Origin of the sequence: Sphingomonas arenae, from assembly GCF_016924655.1 — a bacterium.
Taxonomy (GTDB): Bacteria; Pseudomonadota; Alphaproteobacteria; order Sphingomonadales; family Sphingomonadaceae; genus Sphingomicrobium; species Sphingomicrobium arenae.
The window spans coordinates 921,004-947,884 of the sequence record NZ_JAFFJU010000002.1 but is presented as its reverse complement, the minus strand read 5'-3'; the positions used below and the strand labels follow the sequence as shown (position 1 = coordinate 947,884).

General features: G+C 67.1%; 26 protein-coding genes and 1 tRNA gene. 13 read left to right on the top strand and 14 right to left on the bottom strand.

Features of this window, described 5'->3' with window-relative positions:
* Positions 1-65 precede the first annotated feature (65 nt).
* Together JT720_RS10855 and JT720_RS10850 are read right to left on the bottom strand one after the other, a co-directional pair.
* Positions 66-1,640 (bottom strand): amino acid permease, encoded by a 1,575-nt coding sequence (locus tag JT720_RS10855; RefSeq protein ID WP_237219797.1) that lies wholly within the window; start codon positions 1,638-1,640, stop codon positions 66-68.
* A gap of 84 nt (positions 1,641-1,724) precedes the next feature.
* Positions 1,725-2,102, bottom strand: coding sequence for a histidine triad nucleotide-binding protein (locus JT720_RS10850; protein WP_205481258.1), 378 nt, complete (start codon positions 2,100-2,102; stop codon positions 1,725-1,727).
* A gap of 48 nt (positions 2,103-2,150) precedes the next feature.
* Here JT720_RS10850 and JT720_RS10845 point away from each other — a divergent pair, with 48 nt between their 5' ends.
* Positions 2,151-2,642 carry an SspB family protein gene (locus JT720_RS10845; RefSeq protein ID WP_205481257.1) on the top strand — a complete coding sequence of 164 codons (492 nt, stop codon included), beginning with the start codon at positions 2,151-2,153 and terminating at the stop codon, positions 2,640-2,642.
* 129 nt (positions 2,643-2,771) lie between these two features.
* Positions 2,772-4,166 (top strand): class II fumarate hydratase, encoded by a 1,395-nt coding sequence (fumC, locus tag JT720_RS10840; RefSeq protein ID WP_205481256.1) that lies wholly within the window; start codon positions 2,772-2,774, stop codon positions 4,164-4,166.
* 106 nt (positions 4,167-4,272) lie between these two features.
* Here the strand turns inward: fumC and JT720_RS10835 are convergent, their stop codons facing one another.
* From JT720_RS10835 to dmeF, 3 genes are all read right to left on the bottom strand, one after another.
* Positions 4,273-4,791, bottom strand: coding sequence for an acyloxyacyl hydrolase (locus tag JT720_RS10835; protein WP_205481255.1), 519 nt, complete (start codon positions 4,789-4,791; stop codon positions 4,273-4,275).
* Between the two features lie 67 nt (positions 4,792-4,858).
* A complete protein-coding gene (locus JT720_RS10830) occupies positions 4,859-5,437 on the bottom strand; it encodes a DUF2585 family protein (RefSeq protein WP_205481254.1) in 579 nt (192 codons plus the stop codon).
* A complete protein-coding gene (dmeF, locus tag JT720_RS10825) occupies positions 5,434-6,330 on the bottom strand; it encodes a CDF family Co(II)/Ni(II) efflux transporter DmeF (RefSeq protein WP_205481253.1) in 897 nt (298 codons plus the stop codon). The genes JT720_RS10830 and dmeF overlap by 4 nt, the downstream gene beginning before the upstream one ends.
* A 67-nt stretch (positions 6,331-6,397) precedes the next feature.
* On the opposite strand from dmeF, the gene JT720_RS10820 reads away from it, so the two are divergent.
* Complete coding sequence (locus JT720_RS10820; protein WP_205481252.1) at positions 6,398-7,378, top strand: magnesium transporter CorA family protein; 981 nt, start codon at positions 6,398-6,400, stop codon at positions 7,376-7,378.
* 10 nt (positions 7,379-7,388) lie between these two features.
* Here JT720_RS10820 and JT720_RS10815 read toward each other — a convergent pair whose 3' ends face one another.
* Positions 7,389-7,625, bottom strand: coding sequence for a hypothetical protein (locus tag JT720_RS10815; protein WP_205481251.1), 237 nt, complete (start codon positions 7,623-7,625; stop codon positions 7,389-7,391).
* A 99-nt stretch (positions 7,626-7,724) separates the two neighbouring features.
* On the opposite strand from JT720_RS10815, the gene JT720_RS10810 reads away from it, so the two are divergent.
* The 4 genes from JT720_RS10810 to JT720_RS10795 all read left to right on the top strand — a co-directional run bounded on the left by JT720_RS10810 (position 7,725) and on the right by JT720_RS10795 (position 11,618).
* Positions 7,725-8,219, top strand: a complete 495-nt coding sequence (locus JT720_RS10810) for a low affinity iron permease family protein (RefSeq protein WP_205481250.1) — start codon at positions 7,725-7,727, stop codon at positions 8,217-8,219.
* A gap of 71 nt (positions 8,220-8,290) precedes the next feature.
* Entirely contained in the window at positions 8,291-10,969 is a 2,679-nt protein-coding gene (acnA, locus tag JT720_RS10805; protein ID WP_205481249.1) for an aconitate hydratase AcnA, read from the top strand.
* Complete coding sequence (locus tag JT720_RS10800; RefSeq protein ID WP_205481248.1) at positions 10,969-11,367, top strand: hypothetical protein; 399 nt, start codon at positions 10,969-10,971, stop codon at positions 11,365-11,367. Before acnA ends, JT720_RS10800 begins: the two co-directional genes overlap by 1 nt.
* Positions 11,361-11,618 carry a CBU_0592 family membrane protein gene (locus tag JT720_RS10795; protein ID WP_205481247.1) on the top strand — a complete coding sequence of 86 codons (258 nt, stop codon included), beginning with the start codon at positions 11,361-11,363 and terminating at the stop codon, positions 11,616-11,618. Before JT720_RS10800 ends, JT720_RS10795 begins: the two co-directional genes overlap by 7 nt.
* Here the strand turns inward: JT720_RS10795 and ygfZ are convergent.
* Positions 11,615-12,316, bottom strand: coding sequence for a CAF17-like 4Fe-4S cluster assembly/insertion protein YgfZ (gene ygfZ, locus JT720_RS10790; protein WP_205481246.1), 702 nt, complete (start codon positions 12,314-12,316; stop codon positions 11,615-11,617). The two genes, JT720_RS10795 and ygfZ, sit on opposite strands and share 4 nt — an antisense overlap.
* Before the next feature lie 23 nt (positions 12,317-12,339).
* Between ygfZ and pyrC the strand changes: the two genes are divergently transcribed.
* Positions 12,340-13,374 (top strand): dihydroorotase, encoded by a 1,035-nt coding sequence (pyrC, locus tag JT720_RS10785; protein ID WP_205481245.1) that lies wholly within the window; start codon positions 12,340-12,342, stop codon positions 13,372-13,374.
* On the opposite strand, the gene JT720_RS10780 is transcribed toward pyrC, so the two are convergent.
* Positions 13,371-14,144 carry a Crp/Fnr family transcriptional regulator gene (locus JT720_RS10780; protein ID WP_205481244.1) on the bottom strand — a complete coding sequence of 258 codons (774 nt, stop codon included), beginning with the start codon at positions 14,142-14,144 and terminating at the stop codon, positions 13,371-13,373. The genes pyrC and JT720_RS10780 overlap by 4 nt on opposite strands.
* Before the next feature lie 255 nt (positions 14,145-14,399).
* Here JT720_RS10780 and JT720_RS10775 point away from each other — a divergent pair.
* Positions 14,400-14,492, top strand: a tRNA-Ser gene (locus JT720_RS10775).
* A 33-nt stretch (positions 14,493-14,525) separates the two neighbouring features.
* Here JT720_RS10775 and msrB read toward each other — a convergent pair.
* The gene (gene msrB, locus JT720_RS10770; RefSeq protein ID WP_205481243.1) at positions 14,526-14,975 is read right to left on the bottom strand and encodes a peptide-methionine (R)-S-oxide reductase MsrB; all 450 of its coding nucleotides are present in this window, start codon (positions 14,973-14,975) and stop codon (positions 14,526-14,528) included.
* A gap of 283 nt (positions 14,976-15,258) precedes the next feature.
* Between msrB and JT720_RS10765 the strand changes: the two genes are divergently transcribed.
* Together JT720_RS10765 and JT720_RS10760 are read left to right on the top strand one after the other, a co-directional pair.
* Positions 15,259-15,831, top strand: a complete 573-nt coding sequence (locus JT720_RS10765; RefSeq protein ID WP_237219798.1) for a glycine zipper domain-containing protein — start codon at positions 15,259-15,261, stop codon at positions 15,829-15,831.
* An 8-nt stretch (positions 15,832-15,839) separates the two neighbouring features.
* A complete protein-coding gene (locus tag JT720_RS10760; RefSeq protein WP_205481242.1) occupies positions 15,840-17,216 on the top strand; it encodes a L,D-transpeptidase scaffold domain-containing protein in 1,377 nt (458 codons plus the stop codon).
* A 3-nt stretch (positions 17,217-17,219) separates the two neighbouring features.
* On the opposite strand, the gene JT720_RS10755 is transcribed toward JT720_RS10760, so the two are convergent.
* The 5 genes from JT720_RS10755 to JT720_RS10735 form a co-directional block, all read right to left on the bottom strand.
* Positions 17,220-17,939, bottom strand: a complete 720-nt coding sequence (locus JT720_RS10755; RefSeq protein ID WP_205481241.1) for an energy transducer TonB — start codon at positions 17,937-17,939, stop codon at positions 17,220-17,222.
* Positions 17,940-17,980: 41 nt separating this feature from the next.
* Entirely contained in the window at positions 17,981-20,257 is a 2,277-nt protein-coding gene (locus tag JT720_RS10750) for a bifunctional salicylyl-CoA 5-hydroxylase/oxidoreductase (RefSeq protein WP_205481240.1), read from the bottom strand.
* A gap of 39 nt (positions 20,258-20,296) precedes the next feature.
* Positions 20,297-22,879 (bottom strand): TonB-dependent receptor, encoded by a 2,583-nt coding sequence (locus tag JT720_RS10745; protein WP_205481239.1) that lies wholly within the window; start codon positions 22,877-22,879, stop codon positions 20,297-20,299.
* 86 nt (positions 22,880-22,965) lie between these two features.
* Positions 22,966-24,555, bottom strand: a complete 1,590-nt coding sequence (locus tag JT720_RS10740) for a tetratricopeptide repeat-containing sulfotransferase family protein (RefSeq protein ID WP_205481238.1) — start codon at positions 24,553-24,555, stop codon at positions 22,966-22,968.
* Positions 24,552-25,328 (bottom strand): alpha/beta fold hydrolase, encoded by a 777-nt coding sequence (locus JT720_RS10735; RefSeq protein WP_205481237.1) that lies wholly within the window; start codon positions 25,326-25,328, stop codon positions 24,552-24,554. Before JT720_RS10735 ends, JT720_RS10740 begins: the two co-directional genes overlap by 4 nt.
* A 48-nt stretch (positions 25,329-25,376) precedes the next feature.
* On the opposite strand from JT720_RS10735, the gene JT720_RS10730 reads away from it, so the two are divergent.
* Together JT720_RS10730 and JT720_RS10725 are read left to right on the top strand one after the other, a co-directional pair.
* A complete protein-coding gene (locus JT720_RS10730; RefSeq protein WP_205481236.1) occupies positions 25,377-25,934 on the top strand; it encodes a (2Fe-2S)-binding protein in 558 nt (185 codons plus the stop codon).
* A gap of 29 nt (positions 25,935-25,963) precedes the next feature.
* Positions 25,964-26,863 (top strand): RcnB family protein, encoded by a 900-nt coding sequence (locus JT720_RS10725; RefSeq protein ID WP_205481235.1) that lies wholly within the window; start codon positions 25,964-25,966, stop codon positions 26,861-26,863.
* The last annotated feature ends 18 nt before the right edge of the window (positions 26,864-26,881 follow it).

Below are 26,881 nucleotides of genomic sequence, written 5' to 3'. Positions count from 1 at the left end.
CCGAAACGAAGAAGGGCGGCTCCATCGCTGGAGCCGCCCTTCTTCTTTCAGCCGGTCTCCAGCCGTTACGGGCGGACCACCGGCTTGCCATCTGGCCCCAGCGGAGCGTCCTCCGGATAGATGGGCAACTGGTCGTCCGCATCGGTGACGCGATGGCCCTTGGCCAGTTCCGAATTGTGCATCCCGTAGACGAAGTAGAGCACGACCGCTCCGACCACGAACCATCCGAAGAAGATCAGCACCCGCGTCTCCACGGTGAAGATCAGCGCGAAGCAGCTCAGGATGCCGAGCGCCGGAACCACCGGGTAGAGCGGCACGCGATATCCCCGCGGGATCTCCGGATGGGTGGTGCGCAGCCAGATCACCGTCAGGCAGACGATACCGAATGCCGCAAGCGTTCCCACGGACGTCATGTCGCCAAGTGTGTTGATGTCGAAGAAGCCCGCGGCCACTGCGACGATCATTCCGACCAGCAACGTGTTCACCCACGGGGTGCGGAACTTCGGATGCACCCGGGAGAAGACTCGTGGCAGGAGGCCGTCGCGCGCCATGGTGTAGAAGATGCGGGTTTGGCCGTACATCAACACCAGAATGACCGAGGTGAGGCCGATGATTGCGCCAACCTTGATGGTCGCTGCGAACCACGCCCATTCCGGACCGAACGCGTCCACCGCCACTGCGACCGGATCGGGCACGTTGAGGTCGGTGTAAGGCACGATCAGGGTCAGGACGATCGAGACAAGGATATAGATGATGGTGCAGGCGACCAGCGATCCGATAATGCCGAACGGCATGTCCTTCGCCGGATCCTTGGCTTCCTGTCCTGCGGTGGAAACTGCTTCGAACCCGATGTAGGCGAAGAAGACGATGGAAGCGGCGCGCAGGATGCCGCCCCAGCCGAACTCGCCCTTCTCACCGGTCGGTTCCGGGATGAACGGATCCCAGTTCGGCGCGAACTGCGACCAGTTCGACAGGATCATGATCCCGCCCACGACAATGAAGGCGACCAGCACCGAGACCTTGATCCCGACGATGAGGTTGTTGACCTTCGCGGACTCGCTTACGCCGAGCACGAGCAAGAGCGAGAGAGCGAGGCAGACCAGGAAGGCCGGCAGGTTGAAGACCGTGGTGATGGTGGTCCCGTCCGCTAGTTCCTTCAGATGTCCGGCCGGCCCGGTGAGCGTCGCCGGCACGATGATGCCGATGTCCCCGAGCAGACTGACCATGTAGCCGGACCAGCCGACTGCAACGACGGAAGCGGCAAGGCCATATTCGAGCAGCAACAGCGATCCCATGATCCAGGCCGCAAACTCGCCCAAGGTCGTGTAGCTGTAGGTGTAGGCGGACCCGGAGACCGGCAGGGTCGAGGAGAGTTCGGCATAACACAGGCCCGCGAAGGCGCAGACGATGCCGGCGATCACGAAGGAGATCAGCACCGCCGGTCCAGCGTGCAGCGCGGCCGCGTTGCCGGTCCGGACGAAGATGCCCGCCCCGATGATGCAGCCGATGCCGAGCAGAACAAGGTTCCAGGGCCCGAGCGAGCGCTTCAGTTCACTCGTCTGGGTTTCCCGCTGGACCTGTTCAACACTCTTGCGCATCGACATGCGGCCGAGCAGCCCTTTGGGCGGTGCAGTCGCCATAATTCTTCTTCCCCTTGAGGTACGTCCCCGTGTGGCGCGGAGCCTAGCGGCAACTCCGCACGGCGCAATCCCTCCGATACAATGTCAGCGCGCCAGCATCGGCCCCAGCGGCTGGCCGCCGAACACGTGGACGTGGAGGTGCGGCACCTCCTGTCCGGCCCGCTTGCCCGCATTCGCGAGCAGCCGGTAGCCCTGCGCGCTCGCCCCGACCTGACGCGCGACCTCCCCGATAGCGCGGGAGAAATCCGCCAGCTCCGCATCCGACGCGCGGGCGCTGAAGTCGTCCCAGCTGACGTAGGCCCCCTTGGGGATCACCAGCACGTGAATCGGGGCCAGCGGGTTGATGTCGTGGAAGGCCAGGCTGTGCTCGGTCTCGAGCACCGTCTTGTTCGGCAGCTCGCCGCGCAGGATGCGGGCGAAGATGTTGCTGTCGTCGTAAGGCTGCGTGTGATCGATCGGCATGGACTTCCCCGGTTGACGCTGTTTCTCACCCCGCTACCACGAGTCCCGATGACCGACGAGACGCCCGAGAGCCTGATTCCCTACGACGAGATCGTCCAGGAAGCGCTGCGCGATGTGGTCGGCCGCGTGCTGAGCGAGGTGGAGCGCGGCGGTGCCCTGCCGGGCGGGCACCACTTCTACATCACGTTCAAGACTCGGATGCCGGGAGTCGATATTCCGAAGCACCTCGCCCAGCGGTTCCCGGACGAGATGACCATCGTCATCCAGCACCGTTTCTGGGACCTGAAGGTGGCGAAGGACCATTTCACGGTGGGGCTGTCATTCGGGGGCGTGCCCTCGACGCTGCGGGTGCCGTTCGCGGCGGTGACGGACTTCGTCGACCCGGCCGTCGATTTCAGCCTCAAGTTCCAGGCGCATGGCGCGGACGGCAGCCATGAGGAGCATGACGCTCCTGAGAACGACGTGCCCGTTGAGCCCGCGGCCAAGCCGGCCGAGGATGGCTCGAACGTCGTCTCGGTGGATTTCACGCGGAAGAAGTGACGTAGGCATTACCCTGAGCCCCGTCGATTAACTCAGGACAGGCTTGATCCGGGGTCCGCCTTCCTTCACCCCGCACGCCAGAAGAACAGGCGGACCCCGGCTCAGGATCGGGGTGACGAAAGGAACCATATGCCCGCACCGACCCGCACCGAGACCGACAGCTTCGGCCCGATCGACGTCCCCGCCGATTGCTACTGGGGAGCGCAGACGGAGCGCTCCATCGGCAACTTCCCGTTCGGCCCGCGCGAGCAGATGCCGGCGGAGATCGTCCATGCGCTCGGCTATGTAAAGCAGGCCGCGGCGCGGGTGAACGCCCGGATCGGCGGGCTCGACGTGCAGCTGGCCGAAGCGATCCAGCAGGCCGCGGGCGAGGTGGCACGGGGCGATCTCGACAGCCAGTTCCCGCTGGTCATCTGGCAGACCGGCTCGGGCACCCAGTCGAACATGAACGCGAACGAGGTGATCGCGGGCCGCGCTAACGAGATGCTCACCGGCAAGCGCGGCGGCAAGGAGCCGGTGCACCCCAACGACCACGTCAACAAGGGCCAGTCGTCGAACGACAGCTTCCCGACCGCCATGCACATCGCCGCAGGGCGGGCCGTCTACAAGCGGCTGCTGCCGGCGCTGCGAATGATCTACGCGCGGCTGGAGGAGCAGGCCAAGCAGTGGGACGGCATCGTCAAGATCGGCCGAACTCACCTCCAGGACGCGACCCCGCTGACGCTGGGGCAGGAGTTCAGCGGCTATGCCCAGCAGATCGCCGACTGCATCGAGCGGGTCGAGGGATGCCTGCCGCGCGTGATGCGCTTGGCGCAAGGCGGCACCGCTGTCGGCACGGGGCTCAATGCACCGAAGGGCTTTGCCGAAGCGTTCGCGGCCGAGGTCGCCAACCTCACGCAGCTGCCGTTCACCAGCGCGCCGAACAAGTTCGCGGAACTGGCGGCGCATGACACGCTGGTGGAGCTGTCGGGCGTGCTCAACACCATCGCGGTGGCGCTGACCAAGATCGCCAACGACATCCGGCTGCTCGGATCGGGCCCGCGCTGTGGCCTGGGCGAGCTCAAGCTTCCGGAGAATGAGCCGGGCAGTTCGATCATGCCGGGCAAGGTCAACCCGACCCAGGCCGAGATGCTGACCATGGTCGCCGCGCAGGTCATGGGCAACCATGTCGCGGTGACCGTCGGCGGGCTGCAGGGCCACATGGAGCTGAACGTGTTCAAGCCGCTGATCGGGGCCAACGTGGTGCGCTCGATCAACCTGCTTGCCACGGGCATGGAGAGCTTCACCGAGCGCATGCTGGACGGCGCGGAGCCGGACGAGCGGCGCATTTCCGAGCTGATGAACCGCTCGCTGATGCTGGTGACGGCCCTCGCGCCCGAGATCGGCTACGACAATGCGGCGACGATTGCCAAGCATGCCCACAAGAAGGGGCTGACGCTAAAGGAAGCCGGGCTGGAGCTGGGGCTGGTGGACGAAGAGACGTTCGACCGGGTGGTCAAGCCGGAGGCGATGCTGGGGCGGTAGGCTCTTGTACCGTCATCCCCGCGAAGGCGGGGATCCATCTCCGCACGGTGCGCTCGTGCGAGCGGCCTGGAGATGGACTCCCGCCTTCGCGGGAGTGACGGATAGATTAGAGCCTCCAGTTCAGCCGGACACCGATGTTGTCGATGCCTGGATTCTGGCCGCTAAACAGGGCGGCGTGGCTCATGTGGACCCAGCTGGCCTCGAGGCTGAGGCGCTCGTTGGCCTGGTAGCCGAGCCCAAGTTCGGGTTCGAACAGGATGCGGCTGCCGAACTCGATCTCGCCGTTGCCTGGTCGGTCGAACTCGCGAGCGGAGCCGGTGTGGACGGCGAGGCCGACGCCGGGCCGCAAAAAGACTTTGCGGCCAAAGCGATAGCTGATGCCGGCGGCGGCATAGTGGGTGTCGCCAGCGCTGTTCAGGGCGGCGAAGGCGTAGGGCTGCAATCCCGTCCGGCCGAGGCCATCGAACCGGTAACCTAATTGAAAATCCACGCCTTTTTCATCGCCGCCGCTGAGGCTGAGGGGAGTATCGACGGCGTGCTTGTAGACGCCGCCGAACAGTTCCCCGGCATGGGCGGTGGTGGGGGTGAGGGCGGTGACGAGAAGGGCTACGGGCAGGTGGCGCATGGGTGATTCGGTCCTTTCTCCCGGCACTTAGCGGCTGCGTGCGGGGAAAGCTTGCGCGGTGCGCCGCCTAGAAGGAAAGCAGCGGCGGGCCGGCCTGCCACGCCTTGATCGCGGGGTCGGGCGCAAGCAGCATCAACACGTTGAGTGACAAATTGTCGCGGATAATGAGCAGTGGAATCACTTCCAGTGCGACAATCAGGCCCAAAATTGCCCAGATCGGCAGCTTTCGGGCGAGAAAGAAGCCAATGCCCATCATGGCGATGTCGCTCACCGAGTTGAGGATGCTGTCGCCGGTGTAGCCGACGGCCGCGGTCGCCTCGCGGTAGCGGTCGATGATGATCGGGGAGTTCTCGACGATCTCCCATGCGACCTCCATGAGGGTGGCGGCCAGGAAACGGCGTTGCACGCTCCAGCGGCGGAAAGCCCAGGTCAGCAGCGCGTAGAAGATGATGCCGTGCAGGATGTGGCTCGGCGCATACCAGTCGGCGAGCATCTGGCTGGTGCGCGGGCTGGCGGCGCTGTTCACCCACAGGTCGATCTCCCCGCAGGTGCAGATGGGCGGACGGCCCATCAGCCACAGGATGACGGCGGCGACGAGGATGACGGCGAAGGCGGCGAAGAGGGGCCGCTGCTGCTTACGGGTCAAGCGATCTCCACCGTGATGTGGGCGAGGCGAGCGTCCTTGCCGATGCGGCGGCAGACCTCCCCCCTATCCACATCGCCGGTTAAGGCGACGATAACGGCGTAGCGCCCCGGACCGACCTGCCACAGGTGGAAGTCGGTGATGCGCGCATTGCCGCCCTTCTCGATCCGGGCGCGGATGGACTGCTCCAGCGACGGGTCCGGAACGCGGTCGAGCAGCACTCCGGCCGTGTCCTGGAGGAGCTTGAGGCTCCACTGGATGATGACGATCGCGCCGACGATGCCGACCGCGGGGTCGAGCCAGCCCCAGCCGGCGAACATGCCCGCGGCGAGCGCCGCGATGGCGAGCACGGACGTCAGCGCGTCCGCGAGGACGTGGAGGTAGGCCGAGCGAAGATTGTGGTCGTGCCCGTGGTGGTGCCCGTGATCATGATCGTGGTCGTGGTCGTGCGCGTGACCGCCTTCGTGCAGCAGGGCGGCGCTGACCAGGTTCACCAGGAGGCCGATCACCGCCACCACCATGGCTTCGCGATAGTCGACGGTGCGGGGTTCGAAGAAGCGGCTGACGCTCTCGACGGCAATCCCGATCGCCACGGCCCCGAGCCCGAGCGCGGAGGCAAAACCGGCCAGGCTGCCGAGCTTGCCCGTTCCGAAGCTGTAGCGCGGATCCTTGGACCAGCGTCGCGCCAGCCAGTAGGCGAGTGCAGCAACGCCGAGCGCCAGCGTGTGGGTCGCCATGTGCCATCCGTCGGCAGTGAGCGCCATGGAGCCGGTGATGGTTCCGACCGTGATCTCGGCCACCATCATGATCGCCGACAGCAATACCACCCACCGGGTCCGCCGCTCGTTGCGGTCGTGGCTTTGGCCGAGGAAATCGTGGGAATGGCTGCTGGTCATGCCGGACCCCTGGCTAGGCGAGCGGGGAGGGCTTGCCAAGCAGCCTCGGCCGGTTCCAAGCAGGGGCATGCTGCGCGTGTATGGACCGGATTGTGACGGCGGGCTGGTCGAGGCCGGCCGCGGGCAGGTCATTCCGGCGGGCGCGACCTGGATCGACCTGGAGGAGCCAACCCGCGAGGAGGAGAAGCTGGTGGAGCAGGCCATCGGCGTATCCGTGCCGACGCGCGACGACCTCAGCGAGATCGAACCGTCCAGCCGGCTGTATGAGCAGCGCGGCGTGCTCTACATGACGCTGAGCACCCTGCGCGGCGTCGACGAGGGGCGGCCGACCACCGAGCCCATCGGCTTCGTCCTGACCGACGGCAAGCTGGTCACCATCCGATACGCGACGCCCCGGCCCATTCGCGATTTCGCCAACCATGTGCACCACGAGCCGACGCTGGCGCGGGATGCACTGACGGTGTTGGTTCGCCTGCTCGATTCCATCATCGACCGGCTGGCCGACGAGTTGGAGCGCTCGGGAGCCGAGATGGAGGAGGTCTCCTCCATCATCTTCGCCCCGAACATGGACGAGCGGCGCATTCCGGCCCGACAACTGACCGCGCTGCTGACCCGGATCGGACGAGCCCAGGCGCTGCTGGCGCGGGTGCGCGAAACGGCGGTCAGCGCGATCCGGCTGCTCAGTTTCCTGTCCGGCAGCGAGCGCCTCCATCGGAGCGATTGCCAGGGAGAGCGGGACCATATCGTCAGCCTGCAGACGGACGCGTCGGCGCTGCTCGATCATGCGGGCTATCTGGGCGATGACCTGAACTTCCAGCTTGATGCCGCCATGGGCCTGATCAGCATCGAGCAGAATGCCGCAATGAAGCTGTTTTCATGGGTGGCGATCGTCTTCCTGCCGCCGACGCTGATTGCCGGAATCTTTGGCATGAACTTCACCCACATGCCGGAACTGGACGAGGTCTGGGGCTATCCGATGGCGCTGCTGGTGATGCTGCTGAGCGCGGTGCTTCCCCTGTGGATCCTGAAGCGTAGGGGCTGGATCTAGGGCCTGGCCTTCAGGCGCCGAAGAAGAGCGGCCGGCAGTCCGGCACGGAGGCGGCGACCGGGTCGACCGCCCCTGGCAGATCGGCAGCGCGGGCCGACAGACGCCGGGCAAGCGCCACCTTGGCCAGCGGAGAGCGCACGGGCACGCCGGATCGGCCAGCCTCCGCCCGCTGGAGCGATGCCATCCGGCGATTGAACTCGGGCGTGGCGAACATGTCTGGGATCCCCGCGGGCGTACGCTTTTCCACGAGAGCACAACCGGTTGGGGCGAGCTTTGTTCCCTCTGACCAACGTGCGGGCAGTTCGTTTCGACGCAACAACTTTCACGAGGCGGCGTTCGTGCCCTGATGTCTGTGCGGAAGAGCAAGCTGGTCGAAATCGGGGATCGCATCTCCGAATGGGTCAGCAACCTGTTCGCCCACCCTTACCTGCAGGTCGGGGTCATCCTCTTCTGCGTGGCCTGGTTCTGGCTGGGCTTTCATGCGGAGTCGCTGACGGCGGCTCTCTCCATCCTTGCGATCACCCTCACGCAGATGGTCCTCAATCGTCAGAACGACCGGGAAGCGGAAGATCGCAAGCGCGATGTCGCCATGCACGCGAAGCTCGACGAGCTGCTTCACGCCATGAAGGGCGCCCGCGACGAGATGGCGGGCATAGAGGTGCTCGAGGAGGAGGAGATCGAGGAGCTGAAGGAGCAGGCCAAGGAGGCGATCGACGCCCAGGGCGAGCGGGCCGGCGACCCGGGAGAGCGGGCGGCGGCTAAGGCGGCTGTCGAACAGGCGGGCGCCCGGGCGAAGGCGCAGGTGAAGAGCCGGCGCCGAAAGACCGGCGGGAGCGCGTGAGGGCGTTTGCGGGGGCAGGGGAGGCTTGCTAAGGGCCGCGCCAATTCCCTCGTTCGAAGCAGGAAAGCGCCATGATCCCCACTGGCCAGGATAGCCTCCAGACTCGTTCCACGCTGACGGTCGGCGGCAAGAGCTACGCTTATTACAGCCTGCAGAAGGCAGGCGCGGCGCTGGGCGATGTTTCGCGGCTGCCCTTCTCCATGAAAGTGCTGCTGGAGAATTTGCTTCGCTTCGAGGACGGGGTGACGGTCACGCGGGACGACCTGGTGGCCATGGTCGACTGGCAGAAGGAACGGCGGATCAACCGCGAGATCCAGTATCGGCCGGCGCGCGTCCTGATGCAGGACTTCACCGGCGTGCCCGCGGTGGTCGACCTCGCCGCCATGCGTGACGCGATGAAGCAGCTTGGCGGCGACCCGCAGAAGATCAACCCGCTGGTGCCGGTGCACCTGGTGATCGATCACTCCGTGATGGTCGACGAGTTCGGCACGCCCAAGGCGTTCGAGCAGAACGTCGATCTGGAATATGCCCGCAACCGCGAGCGCTATGAGTTCCTGAAGTGGGGTTCGTCGGCGTTCGACAACTTCAAGGTCGTGCCGCCGGGCACGGGCATCTGCCACCAGGTGAACCTCGAGTACATCAGCCAGACGATCTGGACCGCCGAGGACCTGAACGGCGAGACGATCGCCTATCCGGATACGCTGGTCGGGACCGACAGCCACACGACCATGGTCAACGGCCTGGGCGTGCTCGGCTGGGGCGTGGGCGGGATCGAGGCGGAGGCTGCGATGCTGGGACAGCCGGTGTCCATGCTGATCCCCGAAGTGGTCGGGTTCCGCCTGTCGGGCGCGCTGAACGAGGGCATCACGGCGACCGACCTGGTGCTGACCGTGACGCAGATGCTGCGCGCCAAGGGCGTGGTCGGGCGCTTCGTGGAGTTCTACGGGCCGGGTCTCGATGCGATGACGCTGGCTGACCGGGCGACCATCGCCAACATGGCGCCGGAATATGGCGCGACCTGCGGCTTCTTCCCGATCGACACCCGGACGCTCGACTATCTGCGCCTGACCGGGCGCGACGAGGAGCGGATCGCGCTGGTCGAGGCCTATGCCAAGGCGCAGGGCATGTGGCGCGATGCGAACACGCCGGAGCCGGTGTTCACGGACACGCTGGAGCTCGACCTGTCCTCCGTGCAGCCGAGCCTCGCCGGGCCCAAGCGGCCGCAGGATCGGGTGCTGCTGGCCGACGTGGACGACCAGTTCAATGCGGAGCTGGAGGGCACCTACAAGAAGACGGTGGACGGGCGCGTGCCGGTCGAGGGCGCGAGCCATGACCTGGGCAATGGCGACGTGGTGATCGCCGCCATCACCAGCTGCACCAACACGTCCAATCCGTCCGTGCTGATCGCGGCCGGTCTCGTCGCCCGCAAGGCACGCGAGTTTGGGCTGGACAGCAAGCCGTGGGTGAAGACTTCGCTCGCGCCGGGCAGCCAGGTGGTGACGGACTATCTCGACCGCGCGGGCCTGACCGAGGACCTGAACGCCATCGGCTTCGACCTGGTCGGCTATGGCTGCACGACCTGCATCGGCAATTCGGGGCCGCTGCCGGAGCCGATCAGCGCCGCCATCAACGAGCAGGACCTGGTCGCGGTCTCGGTCCTGTCGGGCAACCGCAACTTCGAGGGGCGCGTGTCGCCGGACTGCCGGGCGAACTATCTCGCTTCGCCGCCGCTGGTGGTCGCCTATGCGCTGAAGGGCACCGTCACCTCCGACATGGTCAACGAGCCGATCGGCATCGCGCGCAACGGCACGCCGGTGTTCCTGAAGGACATCTGGCCGAGCAACGACGAGGTGCGCGCGCTGATCGATGCGCACGTCCACTCCGACCTGTTCCGCGCGCGTTATGCCGACGTCTACAAGGGCGACGAGCGCTGGGCCTCGATCGACGTGACCGGCGGCGACACCTATGCGTGGCCGGCGGGCTCCACCTACATCGCCAACCCGCCCTATTTCGAGGGCATGACGATGACCGCCAAGGGCATCGAGGACATCAACGGCGCTCGGGCGCTGGCGGTGTTTGGGGATTCCATCACCACCGACCACATCTCCCCGGCGGGCGCGATCAAGCCGGACAGCCCCGCCGGCCGCTGGCTGCAGGAGCGGCAGGTCACGCGTGCCGAGTTCAACAGCTATGGCGCGCGGCGCGGCAACCATGACGTGATGATGCGCGGCACCTTCGCCAACATCCGCATCCGCAACAAGATGCTGCAGGGCGTCGAGGGCGGCTTCACGCGGCACATCGGCAGCGGCGAGCAGCTGCCGATCTATGACGCGGCCATGCGCTACAAGGCGGAGGGCACGCCGCTCGTGATCCTGGCGGGCAAGGAGTACGGTACCGGCTCTTCGCGCGACTGGGCGGCCAAGGGCACGGTGCTGCTGGGCGTGCGGGCGGTGATCGCCGAGAGCTTCGAGCGCATCCACCGGTCGAACCTGGTCGGCATGGGCGTGCTGCCGCTGCAGTTCCGCGATGGCGAGAGCGCGGAGAGCCTCGGCCTGACCGGCGACGAGCAGTTCACGATTGTCGATGTGGCGGGCATCAAGCCGCGGCAGGACGTGGAGGTGCTGGTCACGCGAGCGGACGGCTCGACGACGACCATCACGGCGCGGTGCCGGATCGATACGTACAACGAGCTGGAATATTTCCACGCGGGCGGGATCCTGCCGTACGTGCTGCGGCGGCTGGCGGCCTGATGCTCCCGGCGGCCCTTGCCGCCATGCTGCTGGCGACATCGCCGCCGCGGGTGATCACTCCACCCGCTGGATCGGCCGAGCGGGCGGCGATCCTGGATACGCTTCGGCCTGCGGTCGAGGCGCGCCTGCGGGGCAAGGTCGAGTTCGTGGTGGACACGCTGCGCAGCGATGGCGCGTGGGCGTTCGTCGTGGCGGAGCCGCAGCGGCCCGGCGGAACCCGGATCGACGGGCTGGCGCTGTTCGGGGAGGATTGGGACAACATGGACGGCCTGCGGGTCGATGCCGTCCTCCGGCGGAAGCAGGGCCACTGGGAGGTGGTCGAATATGTGATCGGCGCCACCGACGCGTGGTATTGCGGCGGAGCCGAAGCGGCTCGGCGGAGGGTCGTCGGATGCTGAACCTGTTGGTCGAAATCGTCGGCTGGACCGGAGCGGTGCTGATCCTGGGCGCCTATGGTTTGCTGACCGCCGGCAAGTTGCAGGCCAACAGCATCGCCTACCAGTCGATGAACGTCGTCGGCGCGGCGGGATTCGCGATCAATGGCTGGTGGCACGGAGCGCTGCCATCGGCCGTGCTTAACATCGTCTGGATGGGCATCGGTATCGTGGCGTTGCAGGCGATCCTGAGGCGCCGGTCCCCGGCCGCCTAGCTCGCAAGCGCTTCGGCGAGCCACGCGGGCAGGGCAGCGTCGGCGAGGTCCTCGACCCGGCGATGCTCCACGGCGAGCCCAAGTTCGGGATAGAAGACGCGCGTCCGCGGGCCGGGCTCGGTTGCTGAGACGACCACCAGTCGCCGGTTGACCTTGCTTCGCCAGTTCATGCGGGCGGTGTTTTCCTGTCCGACGAAGCAGCCCTTGGTGAAGCTGACGCCGTTCAGTTCGGCCGCATTGCATTCCAGCCAGAGCAGGTCGCCGAGTTCCGCCCGGCCCTCGCAGACGCCGAGGGAGAGGCGGTGCCGAAGCCAGCCCGAAGCAGACTCGGTTCCGGGCGCAATCCAGCGCCGGCCCAGCGCGTCGAGCCGGGGATCGGGTTGCCCCTGCTCGAGGTCGAAGGACCAATGCACCGCCAGCTCCTCGACGCGCCGGATCGTGATCGGCCGGCGCAGGCGGTACAGCGTCAGCCGCTTGGCGAGATCATCTGCCGCAGCCGCCTCGCAGTCGAGCAGCAGGTCCTCGCCATCTGCCCACACCAGGAAATCGAAGAGGCACTTGCCCTGCGGGGTCAGCAGGCCGGTCCAAACTGGCAATTCGCCAGCGACGTCGTTGGTGACGAGGCCCTGAAGGAAGCCGCGGACGTCCTGTCCGGAGAGACGGATCAAGGCGCGGTCGGCGAGGGTGGTGGCGGGCATGGCTGTTAGCTAAGAGCGGCCCCGTGGAAACGCAAAGCATCACCATCCGCCGCCCGGACGACTGGCACCTCCATCTGCGGGACGGGGAAATGTTGCGGGCCGTCGCGCCCTACAGCGCGCGCCAGTTCGCACGGGCGATCATCATGCCGAACCTGACGCCGCCGGTGACGACGATCGCAGCCGCGGCGTCCTATCGCGAGCGCATCCGCGCGGCGGCGGGCGCGGGCTTCACGCCGCTGATGACCTGCTACCTGACCGACGGCGCCGACCCTGACGAGCTGGAGGTAGGCCATGCGGAAGGCGTGTGGGTGGCGGCCAAGCTCTATCCCGCGAACGCCACCACCAACAGCGCCCATGGCGTTACCGACGTCCGCAACATCTTTCCGGCGCTCGAGCGCATGCAGCGGATCGGCATGCCGCTGCTGGTGCACGGCGAGGTGACCGACCCGGAGGTCGACATCTTCGATCGCGAGGCGGTGTTCATCGAGCGCATCCTCCAGCACCTCGTCCGCGACTTTCCGGCGCTCAGGATCGTGTTCGAGCACATCACCACCGCCGATGCGGCGCAGTTCGTGATGGAAGCGCCGGAGCGGGTCGGAGCGACGATCACGCCGCAGCACCTCATCATCAATCGCAACGCCATCTTTGCCGGCGGCATCCGGCCGCATGCCTACTGCCTGCCCGTCGCCAAGCGCGAGCAGCATCGGCTGGCGGTGCGTGCCGCGGCGGTGTCAGGCAGCCCCAAGTTCTTCCTCGGCACCGACAGTGCTCCGCACCTCAAGGAAGCCAAGGAGTCGAGCTGCGGCTGCGCAGGCATCTTCAACGCGCCTTACGCACTGGAGAGCTATGCCACGGTGTTCGACGAGGAAGGGCGGCTGGACCTCTTGGAAGCCTTCGCCTCCGAGAACGGACCACGCTTCTACGGCTTGCCGCTGAACGAAGGGACGGTCACGCTGGAGCGGGCCGAGGTGCCGGTGCCTGCCGGCGTGTCCGCTGCGGGCAGCAGCCTCGTCCCCTTCCACGCCGGAGAGACGATCGGCTGGCGCCTGGCCGCTTAAGCGCAGTCGCTCATCGGACCGCCGCGGCCGTCTTCGCCCAGGACGGCGGCGAAGTGGCCCTCCACTGCGGCATAGCATTCACAGGCCGCCTTCATCAGCCCCTCGCGGTCCGCTACCTGAATGTTGCCGCGACGGTAGGAGATGAGCCCCTGCTCCTGCAGCACGCGGGCGACCGCGTTCACCGTGGTCCGCTGGACACCCAGGATGGCCGCGAGCGCTTCCTGCGTCAGGGTGATGCGGTCGTCACCCACGCGATCCTGCACGTGGAGGAGCCACCGCGCGGCGCGGGCGTCGATCGGATGGAAGCTGTTGCAGGCGGCGGACTGCATGACCTGCGCCAGCAGATAATCGGCGTAGCGGCAGAACAGGTGCTCGAGGTGCTTGGACGCCTGCTTTGCCAGCTCCAGGGCGTGGATAGGGATGGTGACCGCCGGGCCGCCGATCTGGACCACGGCATGGGTGAAGGCGGGCGAGTTCCCGCAGCTGACGATCCCGCCGACCGCACCTTCCTTGCCGACCGAGGCGACTTCGACCGAGCGGCCGCCCGAGAGTTCGACCATCATGGAGACGACCAGGCTATCGAAAGGGAACAGGCTGCGCGTGACGGGCGAACCCGCGCTCAGCACGGTGTCCCCCGCCGCCATCTCGACCAGCGTCATGTGCGGCCGCAAGAGGTTGCGCTCGGCCGGACCCAGCGTTGCCAGGAGGCGGTTGCCCTGGAAGGCTCCGTCGAACTCGTCACCCACGAGAGCTTCGACCGGCTGGTTCATGCAATCCCCCTCTGTGCGGCGTAGACAATCATCTCGCCGCAAGCGCCGCGATCCCCCTACGCGCACAGCATTACGCCAACGTTCCGACCGACTGCAATAGCTTAAGTTACAAAGGCTTAGACCCGTTTCTATGTCGGCTATCCGACGTTGCTGCGCGACGGTGGAAGTTACCCTGAAGCCGACTATGGAGGGCGCACGAGAAGGGCGGTTGAACCGCGCGCCCCTCTCCGCTAAGCGCCGTGTCCTGCCGCATCCGGAGACGTGGGTGAGTGGCTGAAACCAGCGGTTTGCTAAACCGCCGTAGGGGGATTACTCCTACCGAGGGTTCGAATCCCTCCGTCTCCGCCAGCGTTTATTCGGCGCGCATCAGCCTTTTCCGCCTCAGCGTACGTCCTCGACCTGGGACAGGTATGCGCCGTAACCTTCCCGCTCCATGTCGTCGCGGTGGATGAAGCGCAGCGAGGCGGAGTTGATGCAGTAGCGCAGACCGCCGCGGTCCCGGGGGCCGTCGTCGAAGACATGGCCCAGGTGGCTGTCGCCGTGGCGGGAGCGGACCTCGGTCCGGATCATCCCATGGCTGGTGTCGCGCAGCTCCGCGACATTGGCCGGTTCGATGGGCTTGGTGAAGCTGGGCCAGCCGCAACCCGATTCATACTTGTCGGAAGAGGCGAACAGCGGTTCCCCCGACACGATGTCGACGTAGATGCCAGGCTCCTTGTTGTGGAGGAGCTCTCCGGTGCCGGGACGTTCCGTTCCGTTGCGTTGCGTCACGTGGAACTGCTCGGGCGTCAGGCGGGCGATAACGTCTTCGGATTTTTCGTACGTGGGCATGGGTGTCCTCACTGGTCTCACCGCACTGGCGGTCGGTCGTTAACATGGGGCCGGCCGCCTTCGTGGCAAGCGGGATCCGGGTCCAGCTTCCGTGTTTTCGGAGGAAGATGAAGCCCCGACGTGCAAATGCGGACGGCATAATCCCTTCGCTTTCAGCCGGTTGTTACCGACCCGGAACTCTTTTGTGCGGTGTGTCGTTAGGCCGGGTGCTGACTTCGTGCGCCGACGCCGGGTGTTTCCCGCGTCCGGGGCACGGGCTGCCATTCAACCATCGGGAGAAGGCATGATGAAGACGAAGATTTTGGCACTGGCAGCAGCCAGCTCGCTCGCACTGGGCGCCTGCTCGACCACCGGCAACGACACCCTCGCGGATGCGGCGACCGGTGCTGGCGTGGGCGCAGTCGGCGGTGCGGCCGTTGGCGCAGTGGTTCCGGGCGTGAGCCCGATCGCCGGCGCGGCCGTCGGTGCGGCCATCGGCGGCCTGGCCGGCGCCGTATGGGCCGACCAGAACAATGACGGTTATGCCGACGGCTATGTCCAGAACGGCCAGTATTACCAGGGCCAGCCGCAGGGCTATGACTCGACCCTCGGCCGCGTTGCCACGGGTGCCGGTGTTGGCGCTGCGGTTGGTGCCGGCGCGGGCGCGTTGATCCCGGGCCTCGGCGTCCTTGAGGGCGCGGTTGCCGGTGCGGTCGTCGGCGGTCTCGCCGGTGCGATCTGGGCCGACCAGAACAACGACGGCCGAGTCGATGGCTACGTCCAGAACGGTCAGTATTACGCGGGCGCTCCGCAGCAGACCACTGCTCCGACGCAGCCGACCTACAGCGCTCCGGTCCGTAGCGGCGAGCGCGGCTAAGGACCTGAATGATCCGCTTGCGTATCAAAGCTGATCAGCGTGCCGGCCGGCCATCCCGGCCGGCACGTCTTGTTTTGGGGCCTGGAGTCGCGGCGGGACTGGCGCTTGCGCTGGCGCCGCTGCCGGTGGCTGCGGCTGCACCGCTCGAGGGGGCGGTGCTGGCGCGGCCGGCCTATGGCCAGTCGGTCGAGGACTTTTATGCAGCGCGGGGGTGGCAGCCGTTGTGGCTGCGCCAGAGCAATGGGGATGCGGCGACCGAGCTGCTGATGCTGCTTCGAACCGCCAGGTCGGACGGGCTGAACCCCAAGCGCTACCGTACGCGCGAGATCGAACGGGCCCTGCGTGCCGCCTGGGGCGGGAACCCGCACGCGGTGCGGCGTGCGGAGCTGGAACTTTCGAGCGCCTACGTGGCCTATGCCCGTGACCTCCGGGATGCGCCGGACGTGGGCACCATCTATGTCGATCCGGAGCTGAGGCCCAAGGCGCCAAGCCCGCGCGCACTGCTCGAGCTGGCGGCGGCGTCGCCATCCCTGCCGCGGTTTGTGGCGGGCATGGGCTGGATGCATCCCTATTATGCGGAGCTTCGCAACGCGCTGATCCAGGGCAATTTCGGCGAGCGATCGCAGCCACAGCTGCTGCAGCTCAACCTGGAGCGGGCGCGCAGCCTGCCAGGCGGCCTTGGCCGTTATGTCGTGGTGAACATCGCGCAGCAGCGCCTGTTCATGATGGAGAACGGGCAGGTCGTGGACTCCATGCGGGTGGTGGTCGGCAAGCCCGTCCAGCCGACGCCGATGATGGCGGCGCTGATCCGCTTCACGAGCCTCAACCCCTATTGGAACGTGCCGCCGGACCTCGCCGCCGAGCGGGTTGCCCCATTTGTGCTGAAGGAGGGGTTGGGTTTTCTGCGGAGCCGCGGTTACCAGGTCCTGTCGGACTGGAGCGACAATCCGAAGGTCGTGAACCCGTCAACCGTGGACTGGCGCGCCGTCGCGGAGGGACGTACGGAGATCCGCGTGAGGCAGCTTCCGGGGCCGTCGAACTCCATGGGCGCCATGAAATTCATGTTCCCCAATGCGCAGGGCATCTACCTGCACGACACGCCATCGACCGAGCTGTTCAACGAGGCATCACGCATGTTCAGCGGCGGGTGCGTGCGGCTGGAGGCTGCGCCGCGGCTGGCGACCTGGCTGTACGGCAAGCCGCTTCGGGCGAAGGGCGCGAAGCCCGAACAGGCGGTGCCGCTGCCGCAGCCCGTGCCCGTGTACCTGACCTACCTGACAGCCGTGCCGTCCGGCTCCGAGGTCGCCTTCTACCAGGATATCTATGGCCGCGATGCGCAGCGCCTGGCGCAACGGCGCGGTGGGCGTGAGGTGGCCGCCCGCTAGCGCTCAGCCACGCGACCAGGTCGCGGTGTAGCGGACGCGGACGGGGATGGGTTCGCCGTTACGGTCGAGCGCGGGCTGCCAGCGACTGCGGCTGGCCATGCGGGCGCACAGCTCCTGGTCGAGCATGGGACTGCCGGTCCCTTCCGTGACCTCGCAATCCTGAACGCGGCCGCGGGCGTCGATGGTCAGGGCAAGGACCGCGCGGCCGCTACTCACGGCGAAACCGCGCAGGTAAGTCTCGTCGAGCCTGGAGCGCATGCCCCGGATGAGGCGCGCGGGAGAGCCGACCTCGCCGCCGGGGCCGGCGCCAGAACCGCCCGTGCCTCCGCCGCCGAAGCCGTTGCCGGAACCGCCCGCGCCCGTCCCCGGGCCGGCCTCGTCCGCTGCACCGGCGGTCCGGTCAAGGCCGGTCTCGGGCGCTCGGACATCCGCGGCCGGCGGTGCGGGCAGGGGGATGCGTGGGGGCGGAGCGACCTGGGGGAGGGGCCGGGAATGCATGTTGGCGGGGGCGGGCTCCTGGCGGGCGCCGGCCTGCTCAAGGGTGGGCGGCGGGGGAGGCGGAGGCGGCACCTCCTCGACGGTGTAGCTCTTCAGGGTCTCGGTCGCCTGCCGGACGGTGTCGACGCCAAGGCCGCTGATCAGCGCCGCGCCAAGCGCGACGTGGAGTGCGACGACCAGCGCCGCCGCCTTCTGTCGATCCGCTCTGTTGCGTGCGTAGGCCATTGGACAAGCAGCATATTAGCGCCAAACAGCTCGCTAATGCATTAACTCGTTGCGGTGCGCGCGCGTTCCGCCAGACGTTGCAGCTGGGCCATGCCGTTGAGATAGGGCGGCGGGCACCACAGGTCCTCGTAGCCCTGCGCCGCGGCGGCGTGCAGGGTCCAGAACGGGTTCACGAGATGCGGCCGGCCGATGGCGACGAGGTCCGCCCGCCCGGCGGCGAGGATGGCGTTGACCTGGTCATGGTCGGTGATGTTGCCCACCGCCATGGTCGAGAGCCGCCCCTCGTTCCGGAGGCGATCGGCAAAGGGCGTCTGGAACATGCGGCCATAGACCGGGCGTGCGTCGGCCCAGGTCTGGCCCGCCGAGACATCAATCAGGTCGGCGCCTTCGTTGGCGAAAGCCTGGGCGATCAGCACGGCCTCCGCGGGCGTGACGCCCTCGTCACCCGCCCAGTCGTTCGCGGAGATGCGGACGGACATCGGCCTGTCGGACGGCCAGGCCGCGCGCATGGCCCGGAACACCTCCAGTGGGAAGCGAAGGCGATTTTCGAGGCTTCCGCCATATTCGTCGGTGCGCTTGTTCTGGAGCGGCGTGATGAAGCTGGAGAGCAGGTAGCCGTGGGCGGCGTGGAGCTCGACCATGTCGAAGCCGGCTTCCAGGCCCATGCGGGTGGCGGCGACGAACTGGTCGCGGACCCGGTCCATGTCGGCGCGGGTCATCGGCCGGGGGCGTTGGTTGTTTTCCGACCAGGGCACGTCGGAGGCCGCGATCAGCTCCCAGTTACCCTCGTCCAACGGCTGGTCCATGCCGTTCCAGCCCACCCGCGTGCTGCCCTTGCCGCCGCTATGGCCGAGCTGGAGGCAGAACTGCGCAGGGCTGTGCGAATGCACGAAGTCGACGATCCGCTTCCACGCCGCGACATGGTCGGGCGCATAGAGGCCTGGACAGCCCGGCGTGATCCGACCGGTCGGCGAGACGCACGTCATTTCCGTGAAGACCAGCCCCGCGCCGCCCTGCGCCCGAGCGCCATAATGGACGAGGTGGAAGTCGGTCGGTGTTCCGTCGACCGCCGAATAGGTCGCCATGGGGGAGACCACGACGCGGTTCTCCAGCGCCATGTCGCGCAACTGGAGGGGCGCGAACATCGGCGGTGCGCCGCGATTCGGGACTCCGGCGCGGTTCCAGAACCAGCGCTCGACTCCATCGAGCCACTTCGGGTCGCGCAGGCGGAGGTTGTCGTGGCTGATCCGCTGGCTGCGGGTGAGCAGCGAGTAAGCGAACTGGATCGGCTCGAAGTGCAGGTAGCGCTCGAGGGTCTCGAACCATTCCGTCGAGTTGCGCGCGCTGTTCTGGAGCTTGAGGACCTCGACCTCGCGCTCGGCCTGGTACTCTTCCAGTGCGGCGGCCAGCGGCAGGCCGGGGCGGTTCAGCACCTCGGCCAGCTTGATCGCGTCCTCCAAGGCCAGCTTGGTGCCCGAGCCGATGGAGAAGTGAGCGGTGTGGGCCGCGTCGCCCAACAGGACGAGGTTGCCGTGATACCAGCGGCGGCAGGTGATCCGGCGGAAGTTCAGCCATGCCGCCGAGCCGCGCAGGTGGGCCGCATTGCTGAGCAGGCGCTCGCCGCCGAGCTGGCGGGCGAAGATGCGCTCGCACAGCGCGATTGCTTCGGGCTGCTCCATGCGGTCGAGGCCCAATCCGCGCCACGTCGCTTCCGAGCATTCGACGATGAACGTCGAGAGGTCCTCGTCGAAGCGATAGGCGTGCGCCCAGATCCAGCCCGCCTCCGTCTGCTCGAAGGCGAAGGTGAAGGCGTCGAAGGTCCGCCGGGTGCCGAGCCAGACGAACTTGTTGAGGCGGGTGTCCACCTCGACGCCGAACGCCTCGGGTTCGCGCTCACGGGTTGGGCTGTTGATGCCATCGGCGGCGATCACGAGGTCGTAGTCGGCCGGGTCGACTTCCGCCTCGTGCTCGAAGTGGAGGGTGGCGCCGAGTTCTCGCGCGCGATCGGTGAGAATCTCCAGCAGCCGCTTGCGACCGATGCCGATGAAGCCGTGCCCGGTCGAGCGAACCACCTCGCCATGGATGTGGACCGCGATGTCGTCCCAATGCGCGAACTGACCGGCAATGGCGTCGGCGGAAACGGGGTCGCAGCGCTGCAGGTTTTCGAGCGTCTGGTCGGAAAAGACCACGCCCCAGCCGAAGGTCTCGCCTTCGCGGTTGCGTTCGAACAGCGTGATGTCGTGCGCGGGTGAGCGCAGCAGCATGGCTGTCGCGAAGTACAGCCCCGCCGGCCCGCCTCCGATCACCGCGATGCGCATGGCGCTCAACCTAGAACGCCATGCGCCGCGATGACCAGCTCAGAACTTCGTGCCGAGCCTCACCCCGATCGTGCGCGGCCGGCCGGGGGTGATCAGCGTGTTGGTGCAGATGCTGCACACCACGCCGCGGGTCAGCTCGATATCCTCGTTGAACAGGTTCGAGACGAAGAGCTCGGCATTGTACGTGCTCCAGTCGTAGCCCGCGTAGATGTCGAACACGGTGCGACCCTTGATCCGACCGAGATAGGTGGCGGGATCCAGCGGGTTTTCGCCGTCGCCAACGTTGCGGCGGATGTCGGCGCGGGCGCCCGACTGGAAGCTCATCGCTCCCTGCACGTGGGCCCGGCCGGTCCACATCGGCCAGGCGTAGCGCGCCGTGACCGAGCCCTTCCACTTGGGCGTGACCGGCAGGCGTGAGCCCGACGGCGTGACCACGAAATCGGGATCGCCCTGATCGTCGAGACCGGAGCAGTCGGAATTGCCTTCCGCGAAGTTGCAGATGTTCCCGTCCGTCTTCGCATCGGTGTAGGCGGCCGCCGCGTTCAGCGTCAGCCCGCCAGCCACGTAGTTCACGTCGGTCTCGATGCCATTGATGATCGCATCGCGGCCGTTCTGGATAACGGTGAGGCTGTTGAGGCCGAGGAAGCTGAACTGGAACTTCTCCCAGCGCTGTCGATAGATGGCGCCGTTCCAGCGCAGCCGCCCGAAGCTGGTCTTCCACCCGAGTTCGTAGTTGGTGAGGTAGTCGGGATCGTAGGCCGGGGCGAGCGGCTGGCGATTGATGCCGCCCGGACGAAAGCCGCGCGACCAGGTCGCGTAGAACATCACGTCCTCGATCGGCTTGTACTGTGCGTTGAGCCGGTGGATGAAGCCGTTGCCCTTGCTCCGCCGGGGGACGACCTTGCCGTCGCGGAAGGTGCCCACGTTGGTGCACGGCGTGCCCGCCAGACCACCCGGCGCGAAGGGTGCGCCGAAGTCGTCGAGATAGGCTTCTCCGTTCACCGTCAAGCAGCGGTAGACGCCGGACGAGCCCCCCGCAGCGTTGCGTGGCGGCGAGTCTGGATCGTCCGGGTCGTAGTTGGGGTTCACGCCGAATCCGGCGAAACCGAACAGGGTGTTGTCGAACTTGAACAGGCGCCCGCCACCGGTCAGCGTGACCTGCGGCGTGATGTCGAAGCTGGCCTCGCCGAACAGCGCGTAGTCCTTGTCCTTGCGCTTCTGCTTGGTGACCCACAGCGATCCCGGATAGCCGTTGACCGACAGGTCGGGCGCGAGATTGTCGATCTTGTAGTCTTGGAAGATATCGTTCTTCTGGACCTGGTAGAAGGCGCCGGCGATCACCCGGAACGGCTTGTCCTGGGGCGAGGCGACCCGGATTTCCTGGCTGAGCTTCCGGAAGTCGTTCGTGCCGATGATGTACTGGCGAGGGTCGATCGTGTTCCCCGCGGCATCCTGGTAGTAGAAGTAGTTGGCGAGGCCGCCCACGCCTTCGTAGGCCGCGTCATAGGCATCGGCATAGTCGGTGTAGTCGGTCAGGCTGTACGTCGGGCGCTTCAGGTAGGCGCCCGAGTAGGTCACGTCGAAGTCGAAGACCTTGCCTTCGATCAGCAGCGCGGCCTGCGTCCACTTGTCCTTGCTGATTTCGTCACGGAAGCGGTCGATGCGCAGCCCGCCCAGATCCGGATCGACGCCGTAATAGCCATCGACCTTGCCGTTCTGATGCATGATCGTGGGCGTGACGGTCCAGTTGTCGTCGAGGTCGATCTTCAGCGCGGCGCGACCGCCATAAACGCGGTAGTCGTTGAAGTTCTTCTCGACGAACTCCTCGTTATCGACGCTGATGCCGTTGCGGACGCAGCCCACGACCTCGCCCTCGCCATCGAGGACCGGATCGCCGCAGTAGGTGCGCGAGCCGAAGACGTTGTCCACGAAACCGCCGTCGCGCTGGTAGAAGGCGACGAAGCGGGCGGCCATCCGGTCGTTGATCGGCACGTTGACCATGCCTTCGAGGCTGCCGCCCCAGTCGCCGCCAGCGATCTTGTTGATCTCACCGTCCACGCGGCCGTTGAACTGCCCGATCTCGGGCTTGTTGGTGATGATGCGGATCGTACCCGCCTGGCTGGACGCGCCGTAGAGCGTGCCCTGCGGCCCGGCGAGGCTCTCGATCCGGGCGATGTCATAGATGTGGATGTCGAGCGTGCCGCCGATGGTCGTGACGGGCTGCTCATCGAGGTAGGTGCCGACCGACGGGAAGGAGCCCGAGTGGTTGCCGTCACCGCCGGTAGCGACGCCGCGCATGTAGACGGTGGTCGAGCCGGGCTGCAGCGTCTGGAAGCTGACCGAGGGCAGCTGCTTGGTGTAATCCTCGAAGTTCGAGATGTTCAGCTGGTCCAGCCGCCGGGTGCCGATCGCCTGGATGGAGACGGGAACGTCCTGGAGGTTCTCTTCCCGCTTGGTGGCGGTGACCACGATTTCGGTCGGGTCTTCTTCCCGGCCATCGGTGGCGACCTGTTCCTGCGGAGAAGGCGGAGTGTCGTTTACGCCAGTCTGGGCAAAAGCCGGTGACGCGAGCGCACTTGTGGCAAGGAGAGCCCAAGCCACGCGCGAGGTCTTGTCGATCATCGAATCCCCCTGGATCGTTCCTCGAATGCAACATTGCGGCAGAGGGGCAGAGGATTGTCAACGCGGGCGCGGCATTCGGTGCTCTTTTACAATGGATGTTGCGCCGGTGCGTCGGGGTAGGCGTCCAGCACTGGGCCGAGTGCCTGCTTGAGCGGTTCGAGGTGCGGCTCGTAGCGGCGCCATTCGTCGGTGGCGTCGCGGTAGATGGGACGGCGGACCTGCTCCGAACTGGGTGTGCGGACGGCGCGCTCGGTCTTGTGGAACTCGAGGCAGGCGGGATCGAAGTCAAGACGGCAGGCGGCGAGCAGGGCGCGAACCTCGGCCTCGGTATCAACCACCATCCGCTCGTAGATCACTCGGTGCACGCGGCCGGGCAGGACATCATCGACATGCGCCATCAGGCGGACATAGTCGGCGTAGTAGCTGCCCATGTCGGACAGGTCATAGCTGAAGGCTTGCCCCCGCGCGAAATGCTGGCGGAAGTTCGACAGGCAACAGCCGAGCGGATGGCGCCGGGCGTCAATGATGGTGGCGTTGGGCAGGATCAGCTGGATGAAGGGCACGAACAGCCAGTTGTTCGGCAGCTTGTCGATGAAGAAGGGCCGGTCGGTCCGGCGCTGAACGGAGGCGCGGCGGAGGTAGTCCTCGCCCAGCGCCTTTCGCTCGTCTGCGGACAGGCCGAGAACGCTTTCCGGATAGCCGGGCCGCGAGCGGGCCAGGGCAGGGAGGTCGGGCAGCTCGGACGTGCCTTCCACCAGCGGGTGGGAGGAGAGAATCTGCTCCAGCAGGGTCGATCCCGAACGCGGCATCCCGACGATGAAGATCGGGTCGCGCGCTTCGCAGCCGCCCGCCCGGTCCGCGAAGGCCTGCGGGGCGAAGGCGGCGATGCTGCGGTCCACGAGCCCGCGAATATCGGCCCGACGGTAGGGCAGGCTCTTGCGCCGGAGCGCGTTGCCGGCGGCATAGTGGGCGAATGCCGCGTCGCTTTCGCCCAGGTCGTGCAGCGCCTTGCCGAGGGCGAAATCGAGGTGGAAACGATCTTCGTCGCGAAGGTCGGTTCGGGTCAGCGCAGTGCGCATGGCGTCCCGGTCCTCAGGCGTGAACTGGACCGTCTTGAGGTTGGCGAGGCTCCACCACGCCTCGCCCAGGTCCGGCCGGATGGCGAGGGCGCGACGGTAGGCGCCGATGCCTTCGTCCAGTCGGCCGACGGTCTTCAGCATGTGACCAAGGCTGAGCCACACGCGCGGCTGGTTGGGGGTGCGCTCGACCACCTGCTGGTAGAGCGCGATGGCCTCGTCGAAGTCGCCGAGACGGCCGAGGGTCGCGGCCTTGAGGTTGAAGTGGCCGATATCGTCCGGCTCGGCTTCGACCAGCGGCCCGATCAGGTCCAGCGCTTCGGCTGGCCGGCCTGTGCGACCGAGCACCAAGGCGAGGTTGGCGCGGGCTGCGGTGAAGCCGGGCGCCAGCTCGAGTGCGCGGCGGAGGAGATGCTCCGCGTCCTGCATGCGTCCGATGCGGGAGGCGAGTTCCGCCAGCATGCGGATCGCCTTCACGTCGAACGGGTCGTCGCGGAGCTGAGCCTTGAGCAGCCGCTCGGCCACGTCCAGGCGGTTGTCGTGCAACGCCAGCGCCGCGTCGATCAGGCGCGGGCCGTAAGGGCGGGCAGCGGCGCTCATTCGATCCCTGCCAGGAAGCGCTCGACCACCCGGTTGAAGATGGCGGGCTGTTCCAGGTTGCTGAGGTGGCCGGCGCCAGCGATCTCGACCAGCACGGCATGGGGGATGAGGTCCTTCAGTTCCTCGCTGAGCGACGGCGGGGTGATGCGGTCCTCGGTGCCGCACAGGATCAGGGTCGGGCAGCGGACGGCGGCGGCGCGGTCGCGCTGGTCGGCCAGCCAGACGGCGCGGGCGCCCAGGGCGTAGGCGGAGGGGTCGATGCGGCTCATGGTTTCGATCACTTCGGACCGTACCTCCTGAGATGCCGAGGAGCCTACAAGCGCGTCGACGCGGGACTCGGCGAGGCCGCGCATTCCCAGGTTGCCGCTGGCCGCCAGCGATCGGTCGTGGATCGCCTGTCCATCGGGGTGGACGGCGAAACTGTCGGCGAGGATCAGCGAAGCGCAGCGCTCGGGTGCGGCGGCGTGCATGGCGAGCGCGATCACTCCGCCGAGCGACAGCCCGCAGACGTGGACTTGCCGGACGTCAAGCGCGTCCATGGCGGCGAGGATGGCGCTCGCGAAGTCATCGCGGCCGGCACCGGCCGCAAAGTCGCTCTCGCCGTAACCGGGATAGTCGAAGGCGAGCGTCCGCCTGCTCGCGCCGAAGTGGTCGAGCTGGGGATGCCACACGCTCTTGTCCGACCCGACGCCATGCAGGAGCACCAGCGGAACGCCGCCGCTGCCCTGCTCGACCATGCCGATGCGCCCGCGCGCGGTCTCGACCCACCCCATGCCTTGCATACTGGCAGCGGGGGCGGGCGCGCGCTAGGCCTTGCGCCCATGACGCGCATGACGGTGAACGGCCAAGCCATCCACTACCGCCTGGACCCGCAGACGCCCTTGCTGTGGGCGCTGCGCGATGCGTCCAACCTGACGGGCGCCAAATATGGTTGCGGCACCGGCCAGTGCGGCGCCTGCACGGTAATCATCGACGGCAATGCCGTGGCGAGCTGCACGGTGACGATCGCTGCGCTCGAAGGCGCGGATATTACGACCATCGAAGGCTTGTCCCAGGGACGCGCCCACCCGGTGCAGCAGGCCTGGGCGGCGGAGCAGGTCAGCCAGTGCGGCTTCTGCGAGCCGGGCTTCATCATGGCAATTGCCGCATTGCTGGCAAAAAGCCCGCAGCCAAGCCCGGAGCAGATCGAAGCGCTGCCGAACATGTGCGCGTGCGGCGCGCAGCCGCGTATCCTGAAGGCGATCCAGCGCGCGAGCCAGGCGGTTGCGGGGGCTGCAGCGCCTGCTCCGCCGGTCTCTCCTCCGGGTGGATCGAACGTACCGGCACCGGAACAGCCGTTAAGCAACGGCTCATCTGCTGGGAGCGACATTCCGGGTTAAGACCAGTCGCGGTTCGCTCGAGGCTCACCATGCGTACGTTCCTTGCCACATTGCTGCTTTCGTCCGTCCTGTTGCCGGCTGCCGCCAGCGCCGATCCGAGCGACGGCGAGAGCCGTGCGGAACGGCGCGCCGCCGTTGTCGAACGGGCGCGCGAGGCTCGTGAACAGCGGACTGAGCAGCCCCGCTCCGAGCGGCGGGACGTGCAGCGGCGGATCGAGGTGGAACGGCCACAGCCGGTGCTCCGATCGGCTCCCGACGGGGGTGAGCCGACCCGGGCGCAGCGGTTCGAACGGGCGCAGGAAATCCTGCAGCAGCGACGCGAAGCTTCGGAGGGTCGGGCGTCTCGCCGGGATGTCGAGCAGCGCTCGAGAGACAGTGTCACGGACTGGCGCGCGCGGGAGCGGATCCTGCGCCGTGAGCAGGCCGGTACCACCGTGCCCCGCGAGTTGCCCCCGGCCGATCTCACGCCCGAGCAGCGGCGCCAGCGGGCCGGCCAGATCCTCGGCGACAACCTGCGCGAGCGCCGGGCGGAGCGCGAAGCCGAACGCCGGGCCGAACGCGACCGCTCGCCAGTGGCTCGGCCGCCGGCGTTCCGCGACCTGCGCGACCGGGGTTCAGTCGACAGCTTCCGACACAGCTGGCGGCGGGATCATCGCTACGACTGGCGCCGGCACCGTGACCGCAACCGGCACCTGTTCCATTTCGGCTGGTACTACGACCCGTTCGGCTGGGGCTATCGCCGCTGGAACATCGGCTGGAACATCTGGCCGAGCTACTGGAGCGACCGCTACTGGCTGCGCGATCCCTGGCAGTGGCGCCTTCCGACGGTTTACGGCTCATACCGCTGGATCCGTTATTATGACGACGCCCTGCTGGTGGATTTGCGGACCGGGCGCGTGGTGGACGTCATTTACGACGTCTTCTGGTAGACGCCGGCCGCCGGTTGG